General features: G+C 59.8%; 25 protein-coding genes. 4 read left to right on the plus strand and 21 right to left on the minus strand.

Going from position 1 to position 24149, the window contains the following annotated elements:
* Positions 1–259: 259 nt before the first annotated feature.
* Positions 260–3217, minus strand: coding sequence for a cyclic nucleotide-binding domain-containing protein (locus NNA36_RS19325; protein ID WP_255110185.1), 2958 nt, complete (start codon positions 3215–3217; stop codon positions 260–262).
* 296 nt (positions 3218–3513) lie between these two features.
* Here NNA36_RS19325 and NNA36_RS19330 point away from each other — a divergent pair, with 296 nt between their 5' ends.
* Positions 3514–3900: a DUF3307 domain-containing protein gene (locus NNA36_RS19330; protein ID WP_255110186.1), complete on the plus strand. Its 387-nt coding sequence runs from the start codon at positions 3514–3516 to the stop codon at positions 3898–3900.
* Here the strand turns inward: NNA36_RS19330 and NNA36_RS19335 are convergent.
* From NNA36_RS19335 to lepA, 6 genes are all read right to left on the minus strand, one after another.
* Positions 3888–4682 (minus strand): MaoC/PaaZ C-terminal domain-containing protein, encoded by a 795-nt coding sequence (locus tag NNA36_RS19335; RefSeq protein WP_255110188.1) that lies wholly within the window; start codon positions 4680–4682, stop codon positions 3888–3890. The two genes, NNA36_RS19330 and NNA36_RS19335, sit on opposite strands and share 13 nt — an antisense overlap.
* Complete coding sequence (locus tag NNA36_RS19340) at positions 4675–5886, minus strand: beta-ketoacyl-[acyl-carrier-protein] synthase family protein (RefSeq protein WP_255110190.1); 1212 nt, start codon at positions 5884–5886, stop codon at positions 4675–4677. The genes NNA36_RS19335 and NNA36_RS19340 overlap by 8 nt, the downstream gene beginning before the upstream one ends.
* On the minus strand, positions 5883–6155 hold the full coding sequence (locus tag NNA36_RS19345; RefSeq protein ID WP_255110192.1) for an acyl carrier protein: 273 nt from the start codon (positions 6153–6155) through the stop codon (positions 5883–5885). The genes NNA36_RS19340 and NNA36_RS19345 overlap by 4 nt, the downstream gene beginning before the upstream one ends.
* Positions 6156–6342: 187 nt before the next feature.
* Positions 6343–6735, minus strand: coding sequence for a rhodanese-like domain-containing protein (locus NNA36_RS19350; RefSeq protein WP_255110194.1), 393 nt, complete (start codon positions 6733–6735; stop codon positions 6343–6345).
* 340 nt (positions 6736–7075) lie between these two features.
* Positions 7076–7384: a hypothetical protein gene (locus NNA36_RS19355; RefSeq protein WP_255110196.1), complete on the minus strand. Its 309-nt coding sequence runs from the start codon at positions 7382–7384 to the stop codon at positions 7076–7078.
* Between the two features lie 72 nt (positions 7385–7456).
* Positions 7457–9256, minus strand: a complete 1800-nt coding sequence (gene lepA / locus NNA36_RS19360) for a translation elongation factor 4 (protein ID WP_255110198.1) — start codon at positions 9254–9256, stop codon at positions 7457–7459.
* A gap of 23 nt (positions 9257–9279) precedes the next feature.
* On the opposite strand from lepA, the gene NNA36_RS19365 reads away from it, so the two are divergent.
* Entirely contained in the window at positions 9280–9480 is a 201-nt protein-coding gene (locus NNA36_RS19365) for a hypothetical protein (protein ID WP_255110200.1), read from the plus strand.
* Positions 9481–9587: 107 nt separating this feature from the next.
* Here NNA36_RS19365 and arsJ read toward each other — a convergent pair whose 3' ends face one another.
* Genes arsJ through NNA36_RS19395 form a run of 6 tightly spaced genes read right to left on the minus strand, consistent with a single transcriptional unit; the run spans position 9588 to position 14846 of the window.
* Positions 9588–10850: an organoarsenical effux MFS transporter ArsJ gene (gene arsJ, locus NNA36_RS19370; protein ID WP_255110202.1), complete on the minus strand. Its 1263-nt coding sequence runs from the start codon at positions 10848–10850 to the stop codon at positions 9588–9590.
* 7 nt (positions 10851–10857) lie between these two features.
* A complete protein-coding gene (locus NNA36_RS19375) occupies positions 10858–11847 on the minus strand; it encodes a DUF1036 domain-containing protein (RefSeq protein WP_255110204.1) in 990 nt (329 codons plus the stop codon).
* Positions 11848–11869: 22 nt separating this feature from the next.
* Positions 11870–12880 carry an ArsJ-associated glyceraldehyde-3-phosphate dehydrogenase gene (locus NNA36_RS19380; protein ID WP_255110206.1) on the minus strand — a complete coding sequence of 337 codons (1011 nt, stop codon included), beginning with the start codon at positions 12878–12880 and terminating at the stop codon, positions 11870–11872.
* 49 nt (positions 12881–12929) lie between these two features.
* Positions 12930–13982, minus strand: a complete 1053-nt coding sequence (gene arsB, locus NNA36_RS19385; RefSeq protein WP_255110208.1) for an ACR3 family arsenite efflux transporter — start codon at positions 13980–13982, stop codon at positions 12930–12932.
* Entirely contained in the window at positions 13979–14500 is a 522-nt protein-coding gene (locus NNA36_RS19390; protein ID WP_255110210.1) for an arsenate reductase ArsC, read from the minus strand. The genes arsB and NNA36_RS19390 overlap by 4 nt, the downstream gene beginning before the upstream one ends.
* Positions 14501–14513: 13 nt before the next feature.
* A complete protein-coding gene (locus tag NNA36_RS19395) occupies positions 14514–14846 on the minus strand; it encodes a helix-turn-helix transcriptional regulator (RefSeq protein ID WP_255110213.1) in 333 nt (110 codons plus the stop codon).
* Positions 14847–14993: 147 nt separating this feature from the next.
* Between NNA36_RS19395 and NNA36_RS19400 the strand changes: the two genes are divergently transcribed.
* Entirely contained in the window at positions 14994–15665 is a 672-nt protein-coding gene (locus tag NNA36_RS19400) for a cupin domain-containing protein (protein ID WP_255110215.1), read from the plus strand.
* Here the strand turns inward: NNA36_RS19400 and NNA36_RS19405 are convergent.
* Complete coding sequence (locus NNA36_RS19405; protein ID WP_255110217.1) at positions 15662–16129, minus strand: Lrp/AsnC family transcriptional regulator; 468 nt, start codon at positions 16127–16129, stop codon at positions 15662–15664. The genes NNA36_RS19400 and NNA36_RS19405 overlap by 4 nt on opposite strands.
* A 113-nt stretch (positions 16130–16242) precedes the next feature.
* Here NNA36_RS19405 and NNA36_RS19410 point away from each other — a divergent pair, with 113 nt between their 5' ends.
* Positions 16243–17655: an aminotransferase class V-fold PLP-dependent enzyme gene (locus NNA36_RS19410; protein ID WP_255110219.1), complete on the plus strand. Its 1413-nt coding sequence runs from the start codon at positions 16243–16245 to the stop codon at positions 17653–17655.
* Here the strand turns inward: NNA36_RS19410 and NNA36_RS19415 are convergent.
* The 7 genes from NNA36_RS19415 to NNA36_RS19445 all read right to left on the minus strand — a co-directional run bounded on the left by NNA36_RS19415 (position 17652) and on the right by NNA36_RS19445 (position 24015).
* Positions 17652–18065, minus strand: coding sequence for a PaaI family thioesterase (locus tag NNA36_RS19415; RefSeq protein WP_255110221.1), 414 nt, complete (start codon positions 18063–18065; stop codon positions 17652–17654). The genes NNA36_RS19410 and NNA36_RS19415 overlap by 4 nt on opposite strands.
* Positions 18066–18081: 16 nt before the next feature.
* On the minus strand, positions 18082–18714 hold the full coding sequence (locus tag NNA36_RS19420; protein ID WP_255110223.1) for a LysE family translocator: 633 nt from the start codon (positions 18712–18714) through the stop codon (positions 18082–18084).
* Positions 18715–18788: 74 nt separating this feature from the next.
* A complete protein-coding gene (locus NNA36_RS19425; RefSeq protein ID WP_255110225.1) occupies positions 18789–19574 on the minus strand; it encodes an SDR family NAD(P)-dependent oxidoreductase in 786 nt (261 codons plus the stop codon).
* Positions 19567–20592, minus strand: coding sequence for a phosphotransferase family protein (locus tag NNA36_RS19430; protein ID WP_255110227.1), 1026 nt, complete (start codon positions 20590–20592; stop codon positions 19567–19569). Before NNA36_RS19430 ends, NNA36_RS19425 begins: the two co-directional genes overlap by 8 nt.
* Positions 20593–20603: 11 nt before the next feature.
* Positions 20604–21272 (minus strand): histidine phosphatase family protein, encoded by a 669-nt coding sequence (locus NNA36_RS19435; protein ID WP_255110229.1) that lies wholly within the window; start codon positions 21270–21272, stop codon positions 20604–20606.
* The gene (locus NNA36_RS19440) at positions 21269–22258 is read right to left on the minus strand and encodes a nitronate monooxygenase family protein (RefSeq protein WP_255110231.1); all 990 of its coding nucleotides are present in this window, start codon (positions 22256–22258) and stop codon (positions 21269–21271) included. Before NNA36_RS19440 ends, NNA36_RS19435 begins: the two co-directional genes overlap by 4 nt.
* A 137-nt stretch (positions 22259–22395) precedes the next feature.
* Complete coding sequence (locus NNA36_RS19445; RefSeq protein ID WP_255110233.1) at positions 22396–24015, minus strand: long-chain fatty acid--CoA ligase; 1620 nt, start codon at positions 24013–24015, stop codon at positions 22396–22398.
* Between the last annotated feature and the right edge of the window lie 134 nt (positions 24016–24149).

Below are 24149 nucleotides of genomic sequence, written 5' to 3' on the forward strand. Positions count from 1 at the left end.
CGCCGCCGGTGAAGGGGGTTCTAAGCATAACACCAAACCTCCGCAAGCGCTTTTTTCAACTTTCACACAAAAAATTCAAACATCCTTAAAAATAAGGCGCATTGGGATTTCAGAGCCTGTGTTTACGCCTCTGCCCCCATGAAAATTGCGGGGCTCAAGTCGCATGTTCTGCCCAAATCGCCAAGGAAGCCGCCGATTCACCGTTTCCTGGAGGGGAATCCATGAATCATTTCCCGGAATCGCCGGCGACTCGGGGCGATTATTTGTTCGAACGCCCCACGTAGCCCGCGAGCACCTGGAGAATCTTGTATGCCGTTCCGGCATCGTTGCCGACTACCGCCAGGAATTCTTCCTCACCCAGACGCAGGGCCTTGAGGTCACTGCGCACATACATGTCGAGCGCACGCTTCTCTTTGCGCACCAGCGCCAGTTCCCCGACCAAAGTGCCCGGACCGGCCACCGCGATGACATCACGCCGCCCGGCATCGTCACTGAACAGCATTTCAGCTTCGCCCTCGAGAATGAGGTAGGCACCATCAGCGGCGTCATCCCCGCGATGGAACACGTAACCACCGGCCGGTGCCTCGAACCATTGCGCACCAAACGCCAAAAGGCGCAGCTGCTTGCGTCCCAATCCTGAAAACAGATCTGTCGAGACCAACGCCCGCATCTTCTTTTTCAAGTCGGCACTGGCCGCGTTGTCGTCGGTTTCCGAAGACATACCACCGCTGTCCTTGATCCGTCCGTGTTCGATCTCGACGGTGAGGTCGAACTCTTCCGGCTGGGCATGTGTTTCTTCCAGGAACAGGATCGTGGAGTTCGGGAGCAGCTTGCGGATGTTCCGGATGATCTCGCGGCATTCCTCCGGATCGTCCATCGCCAGACAGCCATCCAGGATCAGGACGTCAGGGCGCTTGACCGCCGCCCGCCCGACCGACAGGGGTTCGACAAAGGCCGACGGGAGACCGGCGCCACCGATCCCGGTCGGAACCGTGAACAGAAGTTCGGCCACGTTTGGCTTCAGCCCTTCATCAATCAGGACACGCGCCACGACATCGCGGATCTGCTCTCCCTTGCCACCGGAACTTGTGGAAAGGGTGCCATAAATCGCGTTCTCAAGCACACTCAGCCCGGGAGAGAAGGTGTTTTCGTTCAGAGGCTCGAAGGAGTCCGAAACCCAGCCTTCCAGCTTGACGCGCTGTTGATGGCGCAGATCAAGGATCATGTCCTTCAACTCGTCCGAGAAGGCCGGGCCGATCTGCTCGGCCGAAACCTCGAAGGGAAGCGTCAGCATCTTGATCTGATCTTCGTGGTCCAACGCATCCAGCCCGTTTTCCCGGCTTTTCTGGACGAGGTCGACCTTGGTACGGAAATCATCCGGATCAAGGCCAAGGCGTCGGAACAGCGGGTGCTCGGTGCCGTCGACGCCGAAGGTGAGGTTCAGCATCTCGATCACTTCCTGCGACAGACGCAACATACCCGCCGACAGCCCGATTTCGTTCAGCAAGTCGAGAAAGTCGCTGACCGTGGAATGGCCATAGTCGATGGCATCCGTCTTGGGTGTCGCGAAGAACAGGTTCGCCGACACTGGCAAAGCAGGGTTGTAGACTTCGGGGTCAAAGCGGAAATACGCCTTGTCCAGCCCCTCCTCACGCAGCGCCTCCAAGACCTTCGGGCGCAAGGCGACAAGCATTTCCGCCAGTTTGGGGTGATCAACCTGCTGGAACGTCTGATCAAGCCCACGACGGAACATCGCGTTTCCGGATCCGATTGCCTCCATCACCTGAAGCCACCAGTCCCGCACATCCGCACGGGTTTCGCCACCCGCGATCTGGGGATTGACCCAGTCGGCGTACCAGGCATCCGTACTGTTGCCCGAGCGTTCGGACTCCACCGCGCGGTGCTGTTCCTTGGCCTGTTTGTCTTCAGGGACCTCCAGCGGCCTTACCGGTGTGCTGCGCAGAGGCATCATCACGTTGTCGCCAAAGCTGCCCTCGAAAACATAAGGGGTCATCTCGGCATAGCCGACACGTGTGGAAATCACCATCTGGTGCAGCTTGTTGAGGTCCTCGCCCCCGATACTCACACTGCCCGAGACCGGGACAACCTCGCGCGTGAACAGATCAGCGAGAGCGCGCCGTTCTTCCTGATCCGCGGCCGAGACAGCAACCAAGGTCCCTTTCGGCACATGTTGGGTGATTTCCTCCAGGACCGCGTCGCCATTGTGATCGACAACCGTCACGTTGCGCAGGTCGATATCTCCATCCAGATGGGGGATGTCTTGGGGTCCTTCATCAAAGAGCTCTTCATCCACCATACCCTGCGGATTGAAACGATCGATGATCAGATGCCAGCGTAGCGACAGGTCCTGAACGCGGTTGTAGTAGTTCAGGAGTTCCTTCCACGGCGAGGACAGATCCTTGTAAGCCGCCAGCGCCGCGACAAGCGCGCCAACGGAAACCTGCCCCTTGATGGCGAGATAGCCACCAATCGAATAGAAGAACAGCGGCGTCAGCTGGTTGATGAAGTTGTTGAGGAACTTCATGAAGAATTTCTTCTTGTAGATCGTCAAGCGGATGTCGAACAACGTGCCCAGACGCCGTGTGATGATCAAAAGGCGGTGACGCCAGCCCACGTTCGAGCGCAACGTGGGGGCACCGGACGCGGTTTCGCCGATTTCAGCAGCGAGGTGACGTACCTCCTTGATGCGCTCCTTGTTGTAGAGGTTGATTTCACGCTGCAACTTAGGGATCAGCCAGGCCTGCAGGGGGATCAGCGCACAGGCCGCCACCCCGAACCAGAAACTTTGCAGGAACAAAAAGGCAAGGATGGTGAGCATCTGACCAGCCTGAAGGACCGGCAGGCTGATCGCGTCGCCCATCATGCCGCCCATCGGCTCTGCCTCGGAGGTGATCATCGAGACCATCTCGCCCTGCGAAGTCCGCTTGAGGTAAGGTTGCGGGAAACGCATGATCCGGGAAATCAGCTGGAACCGGAAACGGCGCAACATCCGCTCGGACAGGATGCCTTTGAGCGTATTGATGCGCATCTTCGTGAGACCATGCCCCAACACGGAAATCAGGAAAGCACCGCACAGCAGCATCAGGAAGGTGACCTGATCGAATTCGCGATCAAGCCACTCGACGTAAATGAACGACTGATCCGACGAAATCGCATCGTTGATGATGCGCTTGGGCAGTTCAAGCGTCAGATACAAAAGAGGAAACAGACAAGCCGTCAAGATCAGAAGAAATAGCTGATCCCGTTTCGAATACTTCCAAATAAAGGAAAAAAGTGAGCGTTCTATGACTGAAACTCCTGTGCCTCCCGGCCGGTGAATTGCCGACCTGTCGGGATATCGAAATCATGCTATCAATCCGCAAGGTGCCAAATCAAGCACTTGCCGTAACGTCCCCGCGTGTGTTTCGGCGCGCCAGCGCACAGGGTGTTTGCACCCCTATCACATTCCCGCTAGTCTTTCCCGCGTAACCGCTCTTCAAATGTGAGTTCCTGATGGACGGCACCCTGACTGTTCTGCTGTTATTGGCACTGATGCAAATCAAGCATCTGTTTGCCGATTTTTTCATGCAGACACCTTGGATGCTGACGGATCGTGAACGGTACATACACATGGGGCGTGCCGTACATGCAGGCATTCACTGCGTGTTTTCCATCCTTATCTTCTGGGCCTTCGGCACCTCGGCTGTCTGGATTGCCATTCTTGTTCTGTTTGAATGGGTGACGCATTTCCATATCGACTTCTGGAAAGCCAGCACCGGCGTCAAGAAGGGCCATACTCCAGCCGATGCCGCATTTTGGCGTGCGATGGGCACAGATCAGGCCCTTCACCATCTGACCAATATCGGGATGGCCCTCGTCTGGTACCTCTACGCGAACTGACCGCCGAACTCCGCGTCGGCCACCGCGGTAATGATACTTTCTGCCGACACGACGAACACACGCGCGGTCCGCACGATACCGTTTTCATCCCTCTGCCGTGGCAAGACCGCCAGTTTGAGTTTTACTCCCACTGGAACTGGTGCCATGAAGCGTACCTTCAGGCTCTCGATGGAACCGGCCTTCAATCCGCGATCCAATGCGGCCTCAATAACGCCCGCAAAGAACATGCCCGGCACGACAGCGCCATCCAGCCCGACCAGACGGGCCGCCCTGTCATCGACATGGATAGGGTTGGAATCATTTGCCAAGTCAAGATAGTGCCTGACAGCATCCGCCGCGAAAGCGGAGGTTTCGAACCAGATCATCTCGGGATGTTTCTGCCGTTCGGTAAACGCCGCTCCCTTGAGGTTCACCATCACCTCGGGAGGAACAAACTTCAAACGCGTTTGCATCTCTCCGGCGGGCTCTCCCGCGACGGACCATCGAAAATCGAAAACGCGCCCCGAAGACACCTCGGGTGTTGCGACCTCAAGGGTCAGGGTGTCATCCGGCCTGAGCGAGCGCAAAACCCGAAAAGACTGGGCCTCGTGAACAACGCCCTGCCCTTGCGGCGGTACCATCTTTGCGGCCACCTCCTGCAAGCCCGGATGCCCCAGAAGAAGCGCGGGACTTGTCAGGGGAACGGGCTGCGCCCCATCAAGCATGTCGTTCAGAAGGGACGACAGGGCCGCAACGGCCTCGGCGTTTATCCTGACTTCCGAAAGCGTCAGGGCCTCAGCCATCGAAACGTTTCAGAATGACCGAGGCGTTCACACCGCCAAAGGCAAGCGAATTGGACATCACCGCCCCAGTGTCGATCGCGCGCGCCGTGTTGGCCACGGGATCAAGCCCGATTTTCGGATCAATTTCATTAAAGTTGATCGTAGGCGGGGCCGTCTGTTCCATCAGCGCCTTGGCCGCGACGATCAGTTCAATCGCGCCAGCCGCCCCAAGGGAATGGCCGTGAACCGGCTTGGTCGAGGAAATCTCGACACCTTCAAGATCGGCGCCAAAAACTTCGCGCAGGGCGCCGGTTTCCGTCACATCATTGGCAACCGTTCCGGTGCCATGCGCATTCACATAGCCGATGTCCGACGATTGCAGACCGGCATCCTCCAGCGCAAGCTGCATGCACTTGGTGGCGCGCTCTGGATCGGGGCGCAAGAGGTCTCCGGCATCGGAGTTGGTTCCAAACCCCGCGATTTCGCACAGGATCGTGGCACCGCGGGCCTCGGCACTTTCCAGCGTTTCAAGCACAAGCACCCCAGCGCCCTCGCCAAGGATCATCCCGTTGCGATCTTTCGAGAACGGGCGGTTCTTGTCTGCGGTCATCACACGCAGCAGTTCCCAGACGCGGAACACACCATTCACCAGACAAGCCTCGGACCCCCCAGCGATACACCGCTCCATCGCCCCGCCCTTGATAAGCTGATAGGCAAGCCCGACACCCTGACTTCCGGAAGAACAGGCCGTGGACGGGCAATAGATCGGTCCCTTGGCGCCAAACTCCATGGACACCCACGAGGCGGACGCGTTGTTCATGATCTTCGGCACCGACATCGGATCAAGCCGCATGGAGCCGTCTTTTCCGAAAGCGAGATAGTTGTCATCCAGCGTCTTGGCGCCGCCAAACCCCGAGCCGATCACGACGCCGCACCGGTCATCAATGTCGTCACTCTCAAGGCCCGACTGGGCAATCGCTTCCCTCGCGGCGTGAACCGCATAGCTCGCGACGGGGTCGCGCATCCGGTGGCCGGACTCTGCAAGCAGCTGTTCAAGGTCTTCCGCGGTCAGCGCCGCAGCTGTTCCGACCCGCTGTTGCGGGAGATCGGGAAAATCGACCGGACGCACACCTGATTTGCCGTTAACCGCTCCCTGCCAGAGTGCATCGACACCCAGACCACAGGCGGAAACCGCCCCCATTCCCGTAACGACAACACGTCTCACGCGGTTTCGTCTTTCCGGTGTTCCTCGATTTTGTCCTGCGCGAGGTCAAGAAGGTCTTGCACGGTTTCGACGTCGGTGAGTTCGTTGTCGACGGAAATGTAGACGCCGTATTCCTCTTCCAGCGCCATCAGGATCATCACGAAATCCGCGGATTGAATATCCAGATCCTCAAGGCGGCTCTGGGGTGTGATGTCGGAGATGTCGACCATCCCCTCACGTGCAACCAGTTCCAGAAGCTCTTGTGAAAGGTCGCTTTTTTCCGTGCCCATGTCTTTCCTTCCCTCGGCGGAACGGCGTCGAAATGTGACGCTCTTTTCCCGAGCTTAGGCAACCCCGCGGCATTTTTCCAGCAAGAACCGCGCGTCAAAACGACAAACCGTGCCCCGAGGGGCACGGCGAAAATCAACGTCGGTATTGCGTCGGTATCGTGACGGTATCGCGGAGGTGCGAAATTGCCTACATGCCGGGATCGACGGGCTCCGAGGCTGGCCCGCCACCCTCTTTCCAGTCGCTCAACCCGCCAAGGTTGAAGACCTCGCCATAGCCCATGTCCTTGAGCAGCTTGCCCGCAAGCGCGGCGCGACCGCCAGAGGCACAGTGCAGGATCACCGCGCGATCCTTCCGCAACTCGGGATCATGAAACTGGGTCGCGGGATCGGCACGGAATTCGAGCATCCCGCGCGGGATGTGATGCGAGCCCTGCGCCCTGCCCTGCATCTGCAACTCGGGCGCGTCACGCACATCCAGAAGCAAGGCACCTGCCTCGATCCTGGCCATCGCATCCGCCACGGAAATCCGCGGAACCGCGGCATTGGCCGCTTCCATCATCTGAGCCACGGTGAGGGCCATCACATCTCTCCTTTTGAATCTGTTTCATTCACCCTAGCGGGCAACGGACAGGTTGCAAGGCAGAGGAGATGAAGTTTGGGTGAACGAGTGCGAGGTGCCAGCAGCTAAAGCCCCCAAGCCGACATGCGAGGCAACAGCCTTTCAACTCTAACCGGATCACAAAGTGATCCGGATCGCACCCGACCCCGCCCCCCAGGGCGGGTGCGATTTTGCGACGGTGCGAGAAACAAGACGCCTTGAGAGAACGTGAGGTCGCGTCTTGCCTTGAGCCACCCTCGGGGTCGGGCGCGATCCTGCCGCCATCAAGACATCGAAAAGGTTGAAGACCCGCCTGACTAAATCAGCACTTCAACTTGACTTGAACCATCGCAGGGCGCTCGGACCTGCCCTGGAATTCAAAGATTGTGCCCCCTACGTGGGTCGCCTTGCAGCCAGTGATCTCCTTGGCAGCACGAACGGCTTGTTCGATACGGACATCACGCTTTTTACCATGCTTAACGTCCAGCATCACAACGGTCGCGCCGCCTTTCTTGACGATCGTGGCCGGAATACCATCGACTTCACCCTTCATATCAGCAGCACTGGCAGCTGCTGACATGGACACGGCTGCAATGGTTGCAATCAACGTGGAACGGAAAAGGTTCTTCATTGTAAAGGCTCCTGATTTCTAAGGAAAAATTTAATCAGGAGCCTTTGGAAATTCAAGCGTTAAAGTTGAATATCAATCATCCATCTTCAACGCAGAGATGAACGCTTCCTGCGGGATGTCGACCTTGCCGAACTGGCGCATTTTCTTCTTACCCGCCTTCTGCTTGTCCAGCAGCTTGCGTTTCCGCGTGGCGTCGCCGCCGTAACACTTGGCGGTCACGTCCTTGCGCATCGCCGAGAGGGTCTCACGGGCGATAACTTTGCCACCAATCGCCGCCTGGATCGGGATTTTGAACATGTGACGCGGGATCAGGTCCTTGAGCTTTTCACACATGGCACGGCCCCGCATCTCGGCGCGGTCGCGGTGGACCATGGTCGAAAGCGCATCCACCGGCTCGTCATTCACGAGGATCGACATCTTCACCAGGTTGTCCTGACGATAGCCCGTCATCTGGTAGTCGAAGGAGGCATAGCCCTTGGTGACCGATTTCAGACGGTCGTAGAAATCGAAGACCACCTCGTTCAGCGGCAGGTCATAGACGACCATGGCGCGGCTGCCAGCATAGGTCAGGTCTTCCTGAATGCCACGACGGTCCTGACAGAGTTTCAGAACGTCACCCAGGTATTCGTCGGGCACAAGGATGGTGGCCTTGATGCGCGGCTCTTCCAGGTGGTCCACGTGTGTCAGGTCAGGCATGTCGGCGGGGTTGTGCAATTCGCGCATGGTGCCGTCACGCATGTGGATATGGTAGATCACCGAAGGCGCGGTGGTGATCAGCTCGATGTTGTACTCGCGTTCGATCCGGTCGCGGATCACCTCGAGGTGCAAGAGGCCAAGGAAGCCGCAGCGGAAGCCAAAGCCCAGCGCCGCCGAGGTTTCCATCTCGAACGAGAAAGACGCATCGTTCAGGGCCAGCTTGTCGATGGCGTCACGCAGGTCTTCGAACTCGGCGCTATCAACGGGGAACAGGCCACAGAACACCACCGGCTGGGCCGGTTTAAAGCCCGGAAGCGCCTCTTCGGTGCCGTTCTTATCGTTGGTGATGGTGTCACCGACGCGGGTGTCACGCACCTGTTTGATCGACGCGGTCAGGAAACCGATCTCGCCCGGACCAAGGCTGTCGATCATCTGCATTTCGGGGCGGAACACGCCGACGCGGTCCACATGGTGGATCGAGCCGTTCGACATGAACTTGACCTTCATGCCCTTCTTGAGCGTGCCATCCATGATGCGCACCAGAACGATCACGCCAAGGTAGGCATCATACCAGCTGTCGACCAGCATCGCCTTGAGCGGTGCGTCCAGCGCGCCTTCGGGCGCGGGCAGTTCCTTGACGATGGCCTCAAGCGTTTCGCGAATGCCGACGCCGGTCTTGGCCGAGACCTGGATCGCGCCGGTGGCGTCGATGCCGATCACGTCTTCGATCTGTTCGGCAACACGGTCACAATCCGAGGCCGGCAGGTCGATCTTGTTCAGAACGGGCACGATCTCGTGGTCGGCATCAATCGCCTGATAGACGTTGGCAAGGGTCTGAGCTTCCACACCTTGCGTCGAGTCCACCACCAGAAGCGAGCCTTCAACCGCCTTCATGGAGCGCGAGACTTCATAGGCAAAGTCAACGTGACCGGGGGTGTCGATCAGGTTCAACACATAGGTCTCGCCGTCATCGGCCTGATAGTCGATGCGCACGGTGTTGGCCTTGATGGTGATGCCGCGCTCGCGCTCGATGTCCATCGAGTCGAGCAGCTGTTCCTTCATGTCACGATCCTCCACCGTGCCCGTCTCCTGGATGAGGCGGTCAGCAAGGGTGGATTTGCCGTGGTCGATATGGGCCACGATCGAGAAATTGCGGATTTTGTTCAGCTCAGTCATAGTGGCGGGATATGGATTGGAAAGTGGATTTGGTCAAGGTGGGTTGGGCTCTGAAAACGCTTTATGTGGTCTTGGTCCTGATCGCGGCTGGCTGGGCCATGGATTTGACCTATGAATTCAGCGGGAACAGTGGCACGCCCCTGCCCTACATCGCCTATTGCGCTGTTCTGCTCGTCGGGGCGCTGCTGGGTGATCTTCTGAGGAAGTCAAAGGGCAAAGAGTAGCCCCCAAATTGCGTGCAACGCGGTTTTGCGTGTCTCGTCTCTCTCGGTCTCATGCTGATCGTTTAGCCCCGGACCCTGGGTAGGGTGGAGCACGGGCTGGTTGGTGCCTAACCCCTCAGTCGGTTTGCGGCGAGCGTGGACAGTGCCGCCATAGCGGCGGCGGTGAACAGGCAGAGCGGCAGGCCGCCGAGTTGGTAGCTGACGCCGGATAGCAGGGTGCCGAGCAGGCGGCCTGCGGCGTTGGACATGTAGTAGAAGCCCACGTCCATCGTCACCCGTTCCCCCGTTGTGAAGGCGAGGATCAGGTAGGAATGCACCGATGAGTTCACGGCAAAGACGAAGCCGAAAATCAGAAGCCCCGCCACGACGATGGGCGTGAGGCCCGGCAGGTCGGCCCAGACGGCGGCGGCAAGGGCCAGTGGGATCAGGGTCAGAACGCCAACCCAGACCACGGCCTTGTGTACGATCTCGGGCGTGGTGCTGGTCGCGGCCTTGAGGAGTTTTGGCGCAAGGCCCTGTACGAAACCATAAAGGATGATCCAGACCGCCATGAAGGTGCCGATGATGAAAAAGGCGGCGCGGTTGCCCTCTTCCGAGCCATCCGACAGGACGGCGTAGAAATAGATCGGGATGCCGACCACGAACCAGACATCCCTCGCGCCAAACAGGAACATGCGCGCGAGGCTGAGGCGGTTGACGTTCTGGTCCTTGGAGAAGACCTGGCTGAACTTGGCGGATTTCTTGCCTTGCGGCAGACCAGACGGCATGAAAAGCGCCACGCCGATCAGGATCACCGCCAGCACCGCAGCCATGACCCAGACAGAGGTCTGGAAGCCCCAGACGGCGAGCAGAACCGCCCCCAGCAGGAAGCCCACGCCTTTCACGGCATTCTTGGAGCCGGTAAGGATAGCCACCCATTTGAACAGCCCCCCCTCGCCTTCGGGGGCGAGCAGTTTCACGGCAGATTTCGCTGACATCTTGGCCAGATCCTTGGCCACGCCGGAAAGGCCCTGAACCACCATCACGAAGACCACCGAGGCCGCGAGGCTCCAGTTTGGGTCAAGCTGCGACAGCGCCACAAGGGCGACGATCTGAAGCCCCAGACCCGCATAGAGCGTCGATGTCAGGCCAAACCGCGCCGCCAGCCAGCCGGCGGACAGGTTGGTGACCACGCCCATGACTTCGTAGAGCAGGAACAGGTAGGCCAGTTGCACGGGCGAAAACCCGATGGTGTGAAAATGCAGAAGCACCAGCATCCGCAACGCGCCATCGGTGAGCATGAAAGCCCAATAGGCGGCGGTCACGGTGATATAGGCGGCAAGCCCCTCGGGTTTGGCCTTTGGGGATGGGGACGCGGGGGCTTGGCTCATGTCAGTCTCAGTTCATGCGTCGAAACTCGAGATCGCGCATGGCACCAACCGGGAACATGACAAGGCGGCTGCCTGTTTCATGCACGATCATGCAGCGTTCGAATTCGGGATCGTTGAAGGATTTCAGGATCAGGGCGGGACCATCCCCGTGGGCGCCATCGCAGGTCGGTGCCCATGTCATCAGGGAGGTGTCGGTGATGTTGTTGTTGTAGAACTCTTCGAGAACCCCGCCATAGACGAGGATCTGGTAGGCGGAATCCTGGGTTGACCCCCACATGCCCTGCAGCGCAGCCCGCCATGAGGCAAAGCCATCGCCCCCGCCAACCGAAAAATCCCGAATGGTCACGTCAGCCGTGAGACCGCTATAGCCCATCATGTCCCCAGTGATCGTCACCGGCGTGTTGGTGGGCAGCGGCATCAGCTGTTCCAGCATCCACATGGGTGTCGGATCGCCAGAATTGGCCACATAGCGCCAGCCGTCTGCATGGATTTCGCATTGGGCGGTCACGTCAAAGATATCACAATGGCTGAGCACGCCGCTGATGGTGTAGGGCTCGCCATGGGTGCCCGGCGCGGCCAGCGGTTCGGGGCGTGGGGGTTTACCTGGCGTTTCGGCGGTCAGGTTGAGGGTAAAGCTCTTTGCGTCCCCCACCTCCAGCTGCCGGAACTCGGACCGGTCATAGCCACGCGCGCCGCATTCCTTGTCACCGGCGATGGTGAAGGCCGCCGGAGAGGTGCAGAAGAAGTACTTTTCACCGGGCCAGGAATACACATCCGAAGTGACACGGTAATAGTAGTAGCGATTGGTCAGATCACTGCCTTCCACAACCGAACAGTCATACGGGGGGATGTTCCACCAGCCCTCGGACGTCCAGACGCCGCCATCATTGTAGCCGTAGGCAAAGCTGGCCTCGGCGTCGGTTTCATTACAGACCAGCAACTCGGCATGGGCCGGTGCAGCAAGAAACATGGCGGGCAGGATGAGGTAGCGGAACATCGGTGTCCCCTTTCGGCTTGGGTCAGAGAGATGCCACCACCATACGCGTCACATCCGCCAATCGCCAAGCATAGCCCCACTCATTGTCATACCAGGCATAGATCTTGACGTGAGTGCCGCCGATCACGCGGGTCGACATGGCGTCAACGATGGTCGAGCGTTCGTCGTTGGTATAGTCGCAGCTGACAAGCGGGCGGGTCTCGTACCCAAGGATGCCTTCAAGCTCGTTTTGCGAGGCCTGTTCGAGAAGTGCATTCACCTCTTCCGCGGTGGTTTCGCGCGAGACGTTGAAGACAATGTCGGTGAGTGACGCATTCAGCAGCGGCACGCGCACGGCATGGCCGTCGATCTTGCCATCGAGGTCGGGGAAAATCTGGATGATCGCCTTGGCGGACCCCGTGGTCGTCGGGATCAGCGAGTTCAACGCCGAACGGGCGCGGCGCGGATCCTTGTGGGCGCGGTCCACGATGGTCTGGGTATTGGTGACATCGTGGATCGTGGTGAACGACGCCTGTTCGATGCCAAGGTGCTCGCGGATCACCTGAACGACGGGGGCGATACAGTTGGTGGTGCAGGAGGCGGCGGTGACAACCTTGTGCGCCTCTGCGTCATAGATGTCATGGTTCACGCCATAGACGATATTGGCCACGTCGTTTTCCTTGACCGGGGCAGATACCACGACCTTTTTGACACCTGCATTGAAATAGGGCTGCAGCTTGGCATTGGTCTTGAAGGCGCCGGTGCAGTCGACAACAAGGTCGACGCCCAGTTCCTGCAAAGGCAGTTCTTCCAGCTTTTTCGTGGCTGTAAAGCGCATCTTCTGGCCGTCAATGGTGATGCTGTCCTCATCAAAGGCAAAGTCCGCGCGCCAGCGGCCGTGCACCGTGTCGAACTCGAGAAGGTGAGCATGCAGCTCGGCGTCGCCCATACCATCGTTCAGAAGCACGATTTCGGCATCGAGACCGAGATCAAAGAAGCTGCGGATCACCAGTTTTCCCATGCGGCCCAGGCCGTTGATGGCGATTTTGGTCATGTCAGTATCCTACGTTTTCGTTGTGTCGGGAACGTGTCCCGAAAGGTGTTCATGAAGAAGGGAACCAGCCCTTGGTGCGATTGGCAAAAGCCACCAGCGAGAGCATCACCGGCACCTCGACCAGAACGCCAACCACGGTGGCCAGCGCGGCGCCAGAGCCAAGGCCGAAGAGCGAAATGGCGACGGCAACGGCCAGCTCGAAGAAATTCGATGTCCCGATCAGCGCGCAGGGCGCGGCGACGTTGAACGGCACTTTCCACAGTTTCGCCGCGCAATAGGCGACAAAGAAGATGCCATAAGACTGGATCAACAGCGGGATCGCGATCAGCAGGATCACCAGCGGGCGATCCAGAATGACCTGCCCCTGAAAGCCGAACAACAGGACCACGGTGACCAGAAGGCCGGTGATCGAAAACGGTGCGACACGGGCCTTGAAGGCGTCGACCGCCGCCTCACCGCCCTGTTTCACAAGACGATTGCGGGTGATCAGGCCCGCGCCCAGCGGCAGCAGAACGTAGAGCACAACCGACAGGATCAGGGTTTCCCACGGCACGGAGATGTCACTCACGCCAAGCAGGAAGGCGACGATGGGGGCGAAGGCGAAGACCATCACCACATCGTTCACGCTGACCTGCACAAGGGTATAGGTTGCATCGCCGCGGGTGAGGTTCGACCAGACAAACACCATCGCCGTACAGGGGGCCGCGCCGAGAAGGATCACACCGGCCAGATAGGCCTGTGCGTCATCGGGCGGGATCAGCCCTGCGAAGACATAGTTGAAAAACAGAACCCCAAGCGCGGCCATGGTGAAGGGTTTGATCAGCCAGTTCACCACGAGCGTGATGACAAGCCCCTTGGGACGCTCGCCAATATGCGAGAGCGCGCCGAAATCGACGCCCACCATCATCGGGTAGACCATCGCCCAGATCAGCACCGCAACGGGCAGGTTGACCGAGGCCACCTCCAGCAAGGCCAGAAAGGCAAAGACGCCGGGGATAAGGCTACCAAGAACAAGGCCTGCAAAGATCGCCAGTGCCACCCAGAGCGACAACAGCCGCTCGAAGGTGCCAAGGCCCGCATCTGCTTGGGAAATATCGCTCATTCTGCCTCCGACAGGTTGGTGTTCTGGCCGATTTCGTCCAGCTGTTTCTGCAACGACAGCGTGTCGAGGGCGTCGATCGGCAGGTTCACGAAAATGGAAATCCGGTTGCGCAGCATCCGGTAGGTATCGTTGAAGGCAACCGCCACCTCGGCGGCATTGCCACCGTCCAGAGCCTTGACCGGATCGGCAACACCCCAGTGGGCCGACATCGGCTGACCGGGCCAGACGGGGCATTCTTCCGCGGCGGCCTGATCACAGACGGTGAAGACAAAATCCATCTCGGGCGCATCCGCCGTCCCGAATTCGTCCCAGGATTTGGACCGCGCAAAGCCGGTGTCGTAGTTCAGACGCTGCAGCAGCGCGAGGGTTTCGGGATGCGGTGCGCCAGAGGGGTGCGCACCGGCAGAGAAGCCTTTGAACCGGCCCATCGACTCGCGTTCGATAATGGCCTCGGCCATGAGAGAGCGCGCCGAATTGGCGTTGCACAGGAAAAGTACGTTATAGGTCTTGTCAGTCATCGGCCCGATCCTTTCAGCAGCTACAGGCAATGTCTTCGATCAAGGGCTGGCACAGATCGGGGCGGCCACCACAGCAATCCTGCAACAGGAAGCCAAGCAGACCACGCAGACCGTCGGTGTCAGCAAAGTAACGGATCGCCCTACCCTCGCGCGTTTTGCGCACAAGACCAGCGCCCAGCAGGACAGACAGGTTTGCGCTCATCGTGTTCTGGCGCACGTCCAAGGCCTCGGCGATTTCACCGGCCAGCATGCCCGCGTCGCCCGCCTCGATCAGAAGGCGAAACACATCAAGCCGCGTCGGTTGACTGAGGGCCGAGAAGGCGGAGAGGGCATTTGTCTTTTCCATATTTCATGATTTATTGAAATGTGATCTGACCCGCAAGCAGGGATTGCCCGATCTTGGTGAAAGTTTTGTGAAAGCCGATATGCACTCCAATCATTGACTGATCGGTTCACCTGCCTACATGATCTCTGACGCAACAGGAGTTTCATCATGCGGATCAATGCAGACTTTTCCCAACGTGTGGTCGTTCGCCCGGAAAACCGTGAATGGGTCAAATCCCCTGCCAACGGTGTCGAACGGATGATGCTTGACCGGATCGGCGAAGAGGTGGCGCGGGCAACAACGATTGTCCGCTTTGCCCCGGGGTCACAGTTTGATGCCCATACACATGGCGGCGGCGAAGAATTCTTTGTGCTGGAAGGTGTCTTTTCGGATGAAACCGGCGACTATCCGGCCGGCACCTATGTGCGCAATCCGATCGGCACGTCCCATACCCCGCACACAGACGACGGCTGTACGATTTTCGTGAAACTTCACCAGTTCGATGCCGATGATCAGGAGCAGTTTCACATCGACACCACCAAGGCCGATTTTCGCCCGGGAAGTGTTCCCGGCCTGTCGGTGCTGCCCCTGCATTCTGTTGCCGGTGAAAACGTTGCCCTTGTCCGCTGGGAGCCGGGCACGCGCTTCACCCGCCATCGCCATTGGGGCGGGGAAGAAATCCTTGTTCTGGAGGGTACTTTTCAGGACGAACACGGTGACTATCCCGCTGGCACATGGCTGCGCAGCCCGCATATGTCGGAACACACCCCGTTCTCAGAGGGTGGCTGCCTGATCTATGTGAAAACAGGGCACCTGACACCAGACGCCCTACCGGCCTAGCCAAAAACGTCCAGCGGGCGATCTTCGAACATGGTTTCCATCGAGAAAAACCCCGTGACGGTTTCAAGCTCGATCCCTGTGGTCAACCGCTTGTAGACACTGTCGTAGCCCGCCATGCCGCGGGTCACGACCTTGAGCATATAGTCCCAGTCCCCCCCGATCCGGTGCATCTCGGCAACTTCGGGGATACGGGCGACATGGGCGCGAAAGGCTTCTATCCACTCGTCGGAATGGGTGCGGGTGCGCACCATGACAAAGACCGTGAGATCAAGGCCAACCTTGCCCGCGTCCACACGACGACGGGTGCCCAGCAGCACTCCCGCCTCTTCCAGACGTTTCAGACGACGCCAGAGCGCATTCTGGGAGAGGCCGACTCGGTCAGCAAGCTCGCGTTGCGCCAGCGAACCGTCCCTTTGGGTGATGTCGAGGATACGACGATCAATTTGATCCAGTTTTTCCATCATCTTCGATCATGTGACACAAACTTTGTCAAAATTCAATCAAGCTCAACCAACATGCACCAGCAATCCACCCATAGTGTTGCGCCACATCACTCACGGAACACGAAAGGTGCCCTATGCCGTCCACGACCTCGCCACTCACCCGGTTCAGAAACACCCTTCAGGGTGAGGCTGATCCGATCGCATCCCTGGTGGCCGGGCAGATCGGCAAGGGCACCTTCATCGAAACCCCTTGCGGGCGCAAACCGCTGATTTACGCGGATTATATCGCGTCGGGCCGCCCGCTGCGGCAGGTCGAAACCTTTGTGATGGAAGACATTCTGCCCTTCTATGCCAACAGCCACACCGTCGATTCCCACTGCGGCGCGACCATGACCAACATGCGCGAAGAGGCCCGCGAGGTGATCGCGACGCATTGTGGCGGCAACACGGATGAACACGCGGTCATCTTCAGCGGTTCGGGCGCGACCTCGGCGCTCAACCATCTGGTGCATTTGCTGGGCCTGCGGGATGCAGCCCAGCGGGGCGAAAAGACCTTTGTTCTGATTGGTCCTTACGAACATCATTCAAACATCCTGCCGTGGCGCGAAAGCGGTGCTGAGGTGATCGAGATTGCCGAGGCCCCCGACGGCGGGCCGGACCTTGCACAGCTGACGATGGAACTTGCCCGTTGCACCGTCGAGGGGCTGGTGGTGGCGGCTTTCTCTGCTGCCTCGAACGTCACGGGTGTCTGCACCGATGTGGCCAAGGTCACGCGGCTGGTGAAAACCTATGGCGCGGCGATGGTCTGGGACTATGCCGGTGGCGGCCCCTACCTGCCGATCTCCATGGCGCAACCCGGCGGTTTTGGGATCGACGCCGTGGCATTGTCACCTCACAAGTTCATTGGCGGCCCCGGCGCAAGCGGCGTTCTGGTGATGCGTCGGGATGCGGTGAAAACCGCCCTGCCCAGCCGCCCCGGCGGCGGCACCGTCGCCTTTGTGAACGGCGAGAGCCATGACTATGTCACCCGTCTTGAGCAGCGCGAGGAAGGTGGCACGCCGAATGTGATCGGCGACATCCGCGCCGCGCTGGCGATGATCGTGAAAGAGGTTATCGGGCAAGAGGAAATCTCGGCCCGAAATGCCGGGAACGCAGGGAAGGCTTTTGCCGCCTGGGGTGACGTTCCCGGCATTGAAATTCTGGCCGCCGACCGGCAGGACCGCCTGCCCTTCCTGAGCTTTGTGCCGCGCGGTGCAGATGGCCAGCGGATGGACTACCGCGCCTTTACCCGTGCCCTGTCCGACCGGTTTGGCATTCAGGCGCGCGGCGGGTGTTCCTGCGCGGGGCCTTACGTGCACAGCCTGATGGCGATCAGCGATGCCCAATCGGCGCAGATTCGCGAAGACATCCTTGCGGGCGATGGCAAGACCAAACCCGGCTTCGTGCGGCTGAACCTCAGCTACCTGATGGATGACGAGACGATGGACTATATCCTGAACGCCGTCATCGAACTTGTCGCGGAACAGGCCGACAGCAAGGCCGCCTAGAGCGTTGTCTTGCGATACTTGAAGGCACCTGAGCCGCGCGCAATCACCTCGCCGGTTTCGTCAAGAATGGTGGCCTCGGCAAAAAACGTCGAGGCCCCGCCCCCGACCTTGCGCCCCTCGGCGATCAGCAGTCGCCCCTTGGGCCGGCTCAGGAAATTCGTGGTGAGCGACAGGGTCAGCGCCAGTTTCTTGTGCGACGGATCGCCAGTGAAACAGCCTGCATACCCCATGACCGTATCCAAGAGCGTGGCATAGACCCCGCCGTGCGGCAGGCCCGCGCGGTTGCTCAGGTAATGTTCGATCGGCAACTCAAGGCGCGCGTGATCCTCGCCCCAATGGGTCAGGTGAAACCCGAGGTGTTTCTGAAGGGCATAGGGTGTTTCATCAAGGGTGGGGTCGAGGGGTGTCATGGAAGAAGTGCGTCTCTCAGGAGTTTTGTGTCAGGGACTTGAGGCCCAGCAGGATGGCGGCGCCGATCATGAAACCGCCGCCAATGCGTTCGATCCAGACCTTTGCACCGCCCTTGAAGCGCCGTGCGATCCAGTGCGCCCCCGCGCCATAGGCGGACAGGAACATGCCATCCAGGGCGATATAGGTCAGTGACAGGATGAAGAACTGAAGCCAGAACGGGCCATCCGCCTGGATGAATTGCGGAAACAGGGCGGCAAAGAAAACAACCGCCTTTGGGTTGGCGGCCGAGGTGATGAAACCCTGCCCCCAGAGCGCCGCCAGAGAGGCGCGCGGGCCATCGCCGTGCACACCCGGATCATTCGGACGCGCCTTGAGGATCATCCGGGCGCCCAGCCAGATCAGATAGGCAACGCCAGCCCATTTGATGATCGCAAGTGCGTTGGCAGAGGCCGCGATGATCGCCGCAAGGCCAAGACCCGCCGCCAGCATCTGGAGCGCATTTGCGGTCAGGTCACCTGCGGCCGTCGACAAGGCACGTCGAAACCCATGTGTCGCGCTGTTGGACAACATCAAGAGCTGGCTTGGTCCGGGGGTGCTCATGAGCGCAAGAACCGTTGCCACGTAGATCAGCCAGGTATCAAGTGTCATCTCTCAGTTCCTTCCCGTGCCTTGAGGTACCATGCCAGCCAAGCACAGAAACCGCCGCATTCCCAGCCCTTTGCCTAAACGGCCGTCAATCCGCCATCCAGCGCGATGGACTGGCCCGTCATGAAGGAATTTTCAGGCGCACAGGCCCAGAGCATCGCCTGAACGATCTCTTCCGGCTGGGCGACGCGGGCCATGGGAATGCGTCCCGCGATGTGGCTAAGCGCCTGCTCGCGGTTCATCCCTCCACGTTCGCTGACCTGAGCCGCCATTTCCTCGACCAGCGGCGTGACCGTGAAGGCCGGGCACAAGGCGTTCACGCGGATGTTCTTGCGGGCATATTCGTCAGCTGCGGCCTTGGTCAGGCCAATGACCGCGTGTTTGGCAGCGGCATAGGCCGAAAGCTGGGCCGCGCCAAGCAGACCGGCAGCGGATGATACATTCAGGATAACCCCCTTGCCCGCCTGCAACATCATCGGCAACTGCGCCTTCATGCAGAGAAAGACACCCCGGGCATTGACGGCATAGTTGCGATCAAAGGCTTCGACCGGCAACAGGTGCAGCGGGGCCAGATCGTGCCCCATACCGGCATTATTGATGCCGACGTCCAGCGTGCCGAAGGTCTGCGCAATGTTGGCCGCATGGGCCGCGACCTGATCGGCGTCAGAGACGTCGACAACATCCGCGATGACCTCGGTGCCATCCGCACGCAGCGCCTCGGCAACCGCCTCCAGCGCGTCCCCCGAAATATCCGACAACGCCAGACGTGCGCCCTCGGCGGCAAACCTTTCCGCGGCCATCTTGCCAAATCCGCTTGCGGCACCGGTGATCATAACCACCTGGTTTTCAAAACGCTTATCCATGTTTCGCGGCCTCCAGACCCGCGTTGGCAAACAGCGGCACATAAGCGCCCAGCTTTCCGGCGCGCTCCGGGTCGGATGCGTTGCCTTCAAGGCCCCGTTTCTTGACCCCTTGCAGGATCGCGGCCATGCGGAAAAAGCTGAAAGCCAGGTAGAAGCCGAACTTGTCGATCCCTGAAAGCCCCATGCGTTTGCAATAGGCCGCAACGAATTCCTGATCCGAAGGAATGCCCAGCGCCTTGCGATCCACGCCCTGCAGACCGCGCCCTGCCCCACCCGGCGGCATCTGCCACTGCATGATCATGCCGGCAAGGTCGGCGTAGGGATGGCCAATGGTGGACAACTCCCAATCCAGCACCGCAACGCAATCACTGCCGCCCTCGGCAAACAGCATGTTGTCGATACGAAAATCGCCATGCACCAGGGTGCGTTTGCCATCATCTTCCGGGACATTGGCCTCGAGCCAGGAAATCAACGCGTCCATGGGGGGAACGGTTTCCGTTTCCGAGGCGCGATACTGCTTGGTCCAGCGGCTCAGCTGGCGTTCGAAATAGTTACCCTCGGGGCCATAGTCGGCAAGGCCAACAGCGGCGATATCAATCGAGTGTATCGCCGCCATGACGCGATTCATCTCGGTATAGATCGCCGTACGACGTTCGGCGTCCAACTCCTCAAGGCGCGGGTCGTCAAAGTTCTCGCCCCGCACCCGCTCCATCACGTAAAACGCCGAGCCGATCACGTCGTCGTCTTCACATAGGACATGCATCTGCGCGACCGGCACATCGCTGCCCGCCAGGGCGCGTTGCACACGGAATTCACGATCAACGGCGTGGGCCGATTTGAGCAGGATGCCCGGCGGCTTGCGGCGCAACACGTATTCACGCGACGGCGTTTTCAGCAGGAAGGTTGGGTTTGACTGCCCGCCCGCGAATTTCTCGGCATCCAGCGGCCCCTCAAAGCCTTCAAGGTGATCGGAAAGCCATGCTGCCACGGCCTGCGTGTCCAAAGTGGTCGCGTCCATAAGCGTCTCCCTCAGCTATAGGTCAGCATCTCGGCGGTGTTCTCCGCGTCGATGTGGGGTGTTTCGTTGAACCCATGCAGCCAAGTGCCATTGCGCGAGACGACAAAGCGGGCCACGGCGCAATTCTTGACCTGTAGTTGCAGGGCAATCATCTGGTCCGCCGGGCCGCCGGTGATCTGCGCCACGGTCTGGCCGATGGCACCGCCCGACGACACCGCCAAAGGCACCTTGGCACCGCTTTCGGCCACGATTTCGCGGGCTTCCTGCACACGGGTCGAAAAGTCGGCAAACATTTCGGGCGGGTTTTCGATCTCGTCGCGCTGCCACATATGCACGGTTTCACGCAAAGCCCTGAAATGCGCGCGGCGTTCCGAGTATATCCCGTCAGGTGCCAGCTCTTTCGCAAAGCGCGCTTTCAGCAGGCCGTCGAAATCGAATTCGTTCCACCCCGGCAAAACCGTGACTTCGGCCTCGCGCCCCATGCCCTTGAGAATCCCCTCAATGGTCTGGCGGTGGCGCTTCATAGCACCGATGAAAAAGCGGTCAGGCGCAACGCCCTGCCGCCTGAGAGCACGGCCCAGCGCCTCGGACTGGCGGTGGCCCAGTTCGGAAAGGTTGTCATAGTCCTCAGCACCGAACGATGCCTGCGCGTGGCGGACAAGGTGGAACATCTGGCTCATGCCATGCGGTCCTGAAGGCGGGCATAGGCCGCGTGGTATTCCTTTTCGATCCGATCCACGATGTTGGCGGCAGGGCCAACCGACTTGACCGCTCCGATGCCCTGCCCCGATCCCCAGATGTGTTTCCAGGCCTTGGGCTTTTCCCGGTCGCTGCCGAAACTCATGGTCGAGACATCGCCGATAGGCAGGTCGTCGGGGTCCATGCCCGCATTGCGCACAGATCCCTTGAGGTAATTGCCCCAGACCCCGGTGAACAACGAGGAATAGACGATGTCTTCCGCGCCACTGTCGACAATCATGTCCTTGTAGTCCTGCGCCGCATTGGCCTCTTCCGTCGCGATGAAGGGAGAGCCGATATAGCCAAGGTCCGCGCCCATCGCCTGCGCGGCAAGAAGCGCGTCGCCGGTGGCGATTGAGCCGGACAGCAGAACCGGGCCGTCGAACCATTCGCGAATTTCGCGCACGAGGGCGAAGGGCGATTGTTGTCCGGCATGACCGCCTGCACCGGCGGCAACCGCGATCAGACCATCCGCACCCTTCTCGATCGCCTTCTTAGCGAAGGTGTTGTTGATGATGTCATGCAGGGCGATGCCGCCGCAGCTGTGCGCCGCGTCATTCACTTCGACCCGCGCCCCAAGCGAGGTGATCCAGACAGGCACCTTCCATTTGACGCAGAGGTCAATGTCACGATCCAGACGGGTATTCGAGCGATGCACGATCTGGTTCACCGCAAAGGGGGCGGCCGGGGTGTCGGGGTTTTCCTGGTTGTGGCGGTCCAGTTCCTCGGTGATTTCCCTGAGCCATGCCTCAAGCAGAGGCGGCTCTCCCTCGCCTTCGCGGGCATTCAACGCCGGAAAGCTACCGATCACACCCGCCTTGCACTGTGCAATCACCAGCGCTGGCACCGAGATGATGAACAACGGCGAGGCCACCGCAGGGATGCGCAACCCTTGCAGGGCCTTGGGCAAATGACTGTCTCCGGGCATGTGCGACTCCTCCTCATTACCGCGACATACCCGACGGTATGTAAATCAGAGGACAACGCAAGGCCCTTGAAAAAGGACATTGCGTCATTTGCGAAACTGGCCGGAGAACGCCACGTCATGTGCCAGGGGAGCGGGTGTCAGTCTGGAAGCCTGTGATCGGCATAGGTCTTGCGCAGGGTCAACTTCGACACCTTGCCTGTTGCCGTGAGCGGCAGGGCGTCGGCAAAGACCACGTCATCCGGCAACTGCCATTTGGCAAAATGCTCTTCCAGGAGCGCCATCAACTCGGCCACTTCGGGCTGGCCTTCCGGCGAAGGCACCACAACCAATAGGGGCCGTTCATCCCATTTTTCATGCGGCACCGCGATCACGGCACAGTTGGCGACCTTTGGATGCGCCATGACCGTGTTTTCCAGATCCAGAGAGCTGATCCATTCGCCGCCCGACTTGATGAGATCCTTGGCGCGGTCGGTGATGTTGAGATAGCCGTGCCTGTCAATCGTCGCGACATCCCCCGTGCCGAACCAGCCCTCCTTGTCGAAGGCCTCGGCATTGGCGTCATCGTTCTGGAAATAGCCCGAGGTGATGGTATTGCCCCGAACGTAAAGTTCTCCTGCCGCAACGCCATCATGCGGCAAACGATTGCCGTCTTCGTCGACGATCTTCAACTCGACCCCAAAGACGCGCCGCCCCTGTTTGCTCTTGATGGCGACCCGTTCGTCTACAGGAAGATCGTCCAGGTGATCCGGCAGATTGCCCTGCGTCCCCACCGGGCTCATCTCGGTCATGCCCCAGGCGTGGCAGACATTGACGCCGTGGCTTTCAAAATAGGTGATCATGCTGGCTGGTGCCGCCGATCCCCCGATCACGACGTCGCCAAACCCTTCCGGCACGCGCCCCTGCGCTTCGATTTCGCCCTGCAAGCCAAGCCAGACCGTTGGAACACCCCAGGCCGAAAACACCCTTTCCTGCTCCATGAGCTTGAACAGGCTCGGGCCATCCAACGCAGCGCCCGGGAAAATCAGCGATGCGCCCGTCAGAGGCGCAGAGTACGGCAGGCCCCAGGCATTTACATGGAACAGGGGCACAACAGGCAGGATGCGCTTGCCCGGCTGCAACGCGGCGGGCAGCGACAGGCCCACCATCATCGCATGCAGAACGGTTGAACGGTGCGTGTAGAGCGTGCCCTTGGGGTTTCCCGTGGTGCCGGAGGTATAGCACAGCCCCGCCGCGGTCTCTTCCGGGAAGTCGGGCCAGTCATGGGTTTCGGGCTGACCTTCAAGAAGCTCTTCGTAGCACAGGTAGTCCCCCTCGGGCATGTGCGCACGATCCGTCATAACAACGACCTTCAAACCTTCAGGCCACTGGCTGCGCAGCCCGTCGACGATGGGCACAAACGTCGTGTCGACGAACAGCATCGTGTCATTGGCATGGGTCACGATATAGGTCATCTGCTCGGCAGACAGGCGCGGGTTGATGGTGTGGCAGACCGCACCGATGCCAGAGATCGCGTAGTAGAGTTCGAAATGGCGATAGCCGTTCCAAGCCAGCGTCGCGATCCGGTCGCCCATCTTTGCGCCCTGTTTCTCCAGACCGTGAGCAAGCTGCGCCACCCGCTTGGCCGTTTCGGCATAGGTGGTGCGGTGAATATCGCCCTCGGTGCGGACCGACACGATCTCGGCGGTCGGGTGAACTTCGGCGGCAAACGTCAAAATGTCCGCTATTTTCAGCGGACGCATCATCATGGAACCCAGCATCTTCGGCCCTCCCCTGCCGGTTGTGATGGTCGTGTTTTTTCCAAGCCTAGTCTCAGGATAGCTGGATCGCCAAGCAAGATTGGCAAATGCCGTTGCGTCGCCACTGTTCGCAGATGCGCAAGTCTCGTTCAGCG

The sequence above is a fragment of the Shimia sp. CNT1-13L.2 genome, from assembly GCF_024331145.1.
Taxonomy (GTDB): domain Bacteria; phylum Pseudomonadota; class Alphaproteobacteria; order Rhodobacterales; family Rhodobacteraceae; genus Shimia.

Excerpts from the sequence above, each read along its gene's own strand:
- NNA36_RS19435 (WP_255110229.1), bottom strand. The coding sequence starts at position 21,272 with ATGAGCCAGATGTTCCACCTTGTCCGCCACGCGCAGGCATCGTTCGGT.
- NNA36_RS19405 (WP_255110217.1), bottom strand. The coding sequence starts at position 16,129 with ATGATGGAAAAACTGGATCAAATTGATCGTCGTATCCTCGACATCACC.
- NNA36_RS19400 (WP_255110215.1), top strand. The coding sequence starts at position 14,994 with ATGCGGATCAATGCAGACTTTTCCCAACGTGTGGTCGTTCGCCCGGAA.
- NNA36_RS19350 (WP_255110194.1), bottom strand. The coding sequence starts at position 6,735 with ATGGCCCTCACCGTGGCTCAGATGATGGAAGCGGCCAATGCCGCGGTT.
- NNA36_RS19335 (WP_255110188.1), bottom strand. The coding sequence starts at position 4,682 with ATGGCTGAGGCCCTGACGCTTTCGGAAGTCAGGATAAACGCCGAGGCC.
- lepA (WP_255110198.1), bottom strand. The coding sequence starts at position 9,256 with ATGACTGAGCTGAACAAAATCCGCAATTTCTCGATCGTGGCCCATATC.
- NNA36_RS19410 (WP_255110219.1), top strand. The coding sequence starts at position 16,243 with ATGCCGTCCACGACCTCGCCACTCACCCGGTTCAGAAACACCCTTCAG.
- NNA36_RS19445 (WP_255110233.1), bottom strand. The coding sequence starts at position 24,015 with ATGCTGGGTTCCATGATGATGCGTCCGCTGAAAATAGCGGACATTTTG.
- NNA36_RS19430 (WP_255110227.1), bottom strand. The coding sequence starts at position 20,592 with ATGGACGCGACCACTTTGGACACGCAGGCCGTGGCAGCATGGCTTTCC.
- NNA36_RS19380 (WP_255110206.1), bottom strand. The coding sequence starts at position 12,880 with ATGACCAAAATCGCCATCAACGGCCTGGGCCGCATGGGAAAACTGGTG.
- NNA36_RS19395 (WP_255110213.1), bottom strand. The coding sequence starts at position 14,846 with ATGGAAAAGACAAATGCCCTCTCCGCCTTCTCGGCCCTCAGTCAACCG.
- NNA36_RS19425 (WP_255110225.1), bottom strand. The coding sequence starts at position 19,574 with ATGGATAAGCGTTTTGAAAACCAGGTGGTTATGATCACCGGTGCCGCA.
- NNA36_RS19355 (WP_255110196.1), bottom strand. The coding sequence starts at position 7,384 with ATGAAGAACCTTTTCCGTTCCACGTTGATTGCAACCATTGCAGCCGTG.
- NNA36_RS19375 (WP_255110204.1), bottom strand. The coding sequence starts at position 11,847 with ATGTTCCGCTACCTCATCCTGCCCGCCATGTTTCTTGCTGCACCGGCC.
- arsB (WP_255110208.1), bottom strand. The coding sequence starts at position 13,982 with ATGAGCGATATTTCCCAAGCAGATGCGGGCCTTGGCACCTTCGAGCGG.
- NNA36_RS19390 (WP_255110210.1), bottom strand. The coding sequence starts at position 14,500 with ATGACTGACAAGACCTATAACGTACTTTTCCTGTGCAACGCCAATTCG.
- NNA36_RS19330 (WP_255110186.1), top strand. The coding sequence starts at position 3,514 with ATGGACGGCACCCTGACTGTTCTGCTGTTATTGGCACTGATGCAAATC.
- arsJ (WP_255110202.1), bottom strand. The coding sequence starts at position 10,850 with ATGAGCCAAGCCCCCGCGTCCCCATCCCCAAAGGCCAAACCCGAGGGG.
- NNA36_RS19345 (WP_255110192.1), bottom strand. The coding sequence starts at position 6,155 with ATGGGCACGGAAAAAAGCGACCTTTCACAAGAGCTTCTGGAACTGGTT.
- NNA36_RS19440 (WP_255110231.1), bottom strand. The coding sequence starts at position 22,258 with ATGCCCGGAGACAGTCATTTGCCCAAGGCCCTGCAAGGGTTGCGCATC.
- NNA36_RS19420 (WP_255110223.1), bottom strand. The coding sequence starts at position 18,714 with ATGACACTTGATACCTGGCTGATCTACGTGGCAACGGTTCTTGCGCTC.
- NNA36_RS19415 (WP_255110221.1), bottom strand. The coding sequence starts at position 18,065 with ATGACACCCCTCGACCCCACCCTTGATGAAACACCCTATGCCCTTCAG.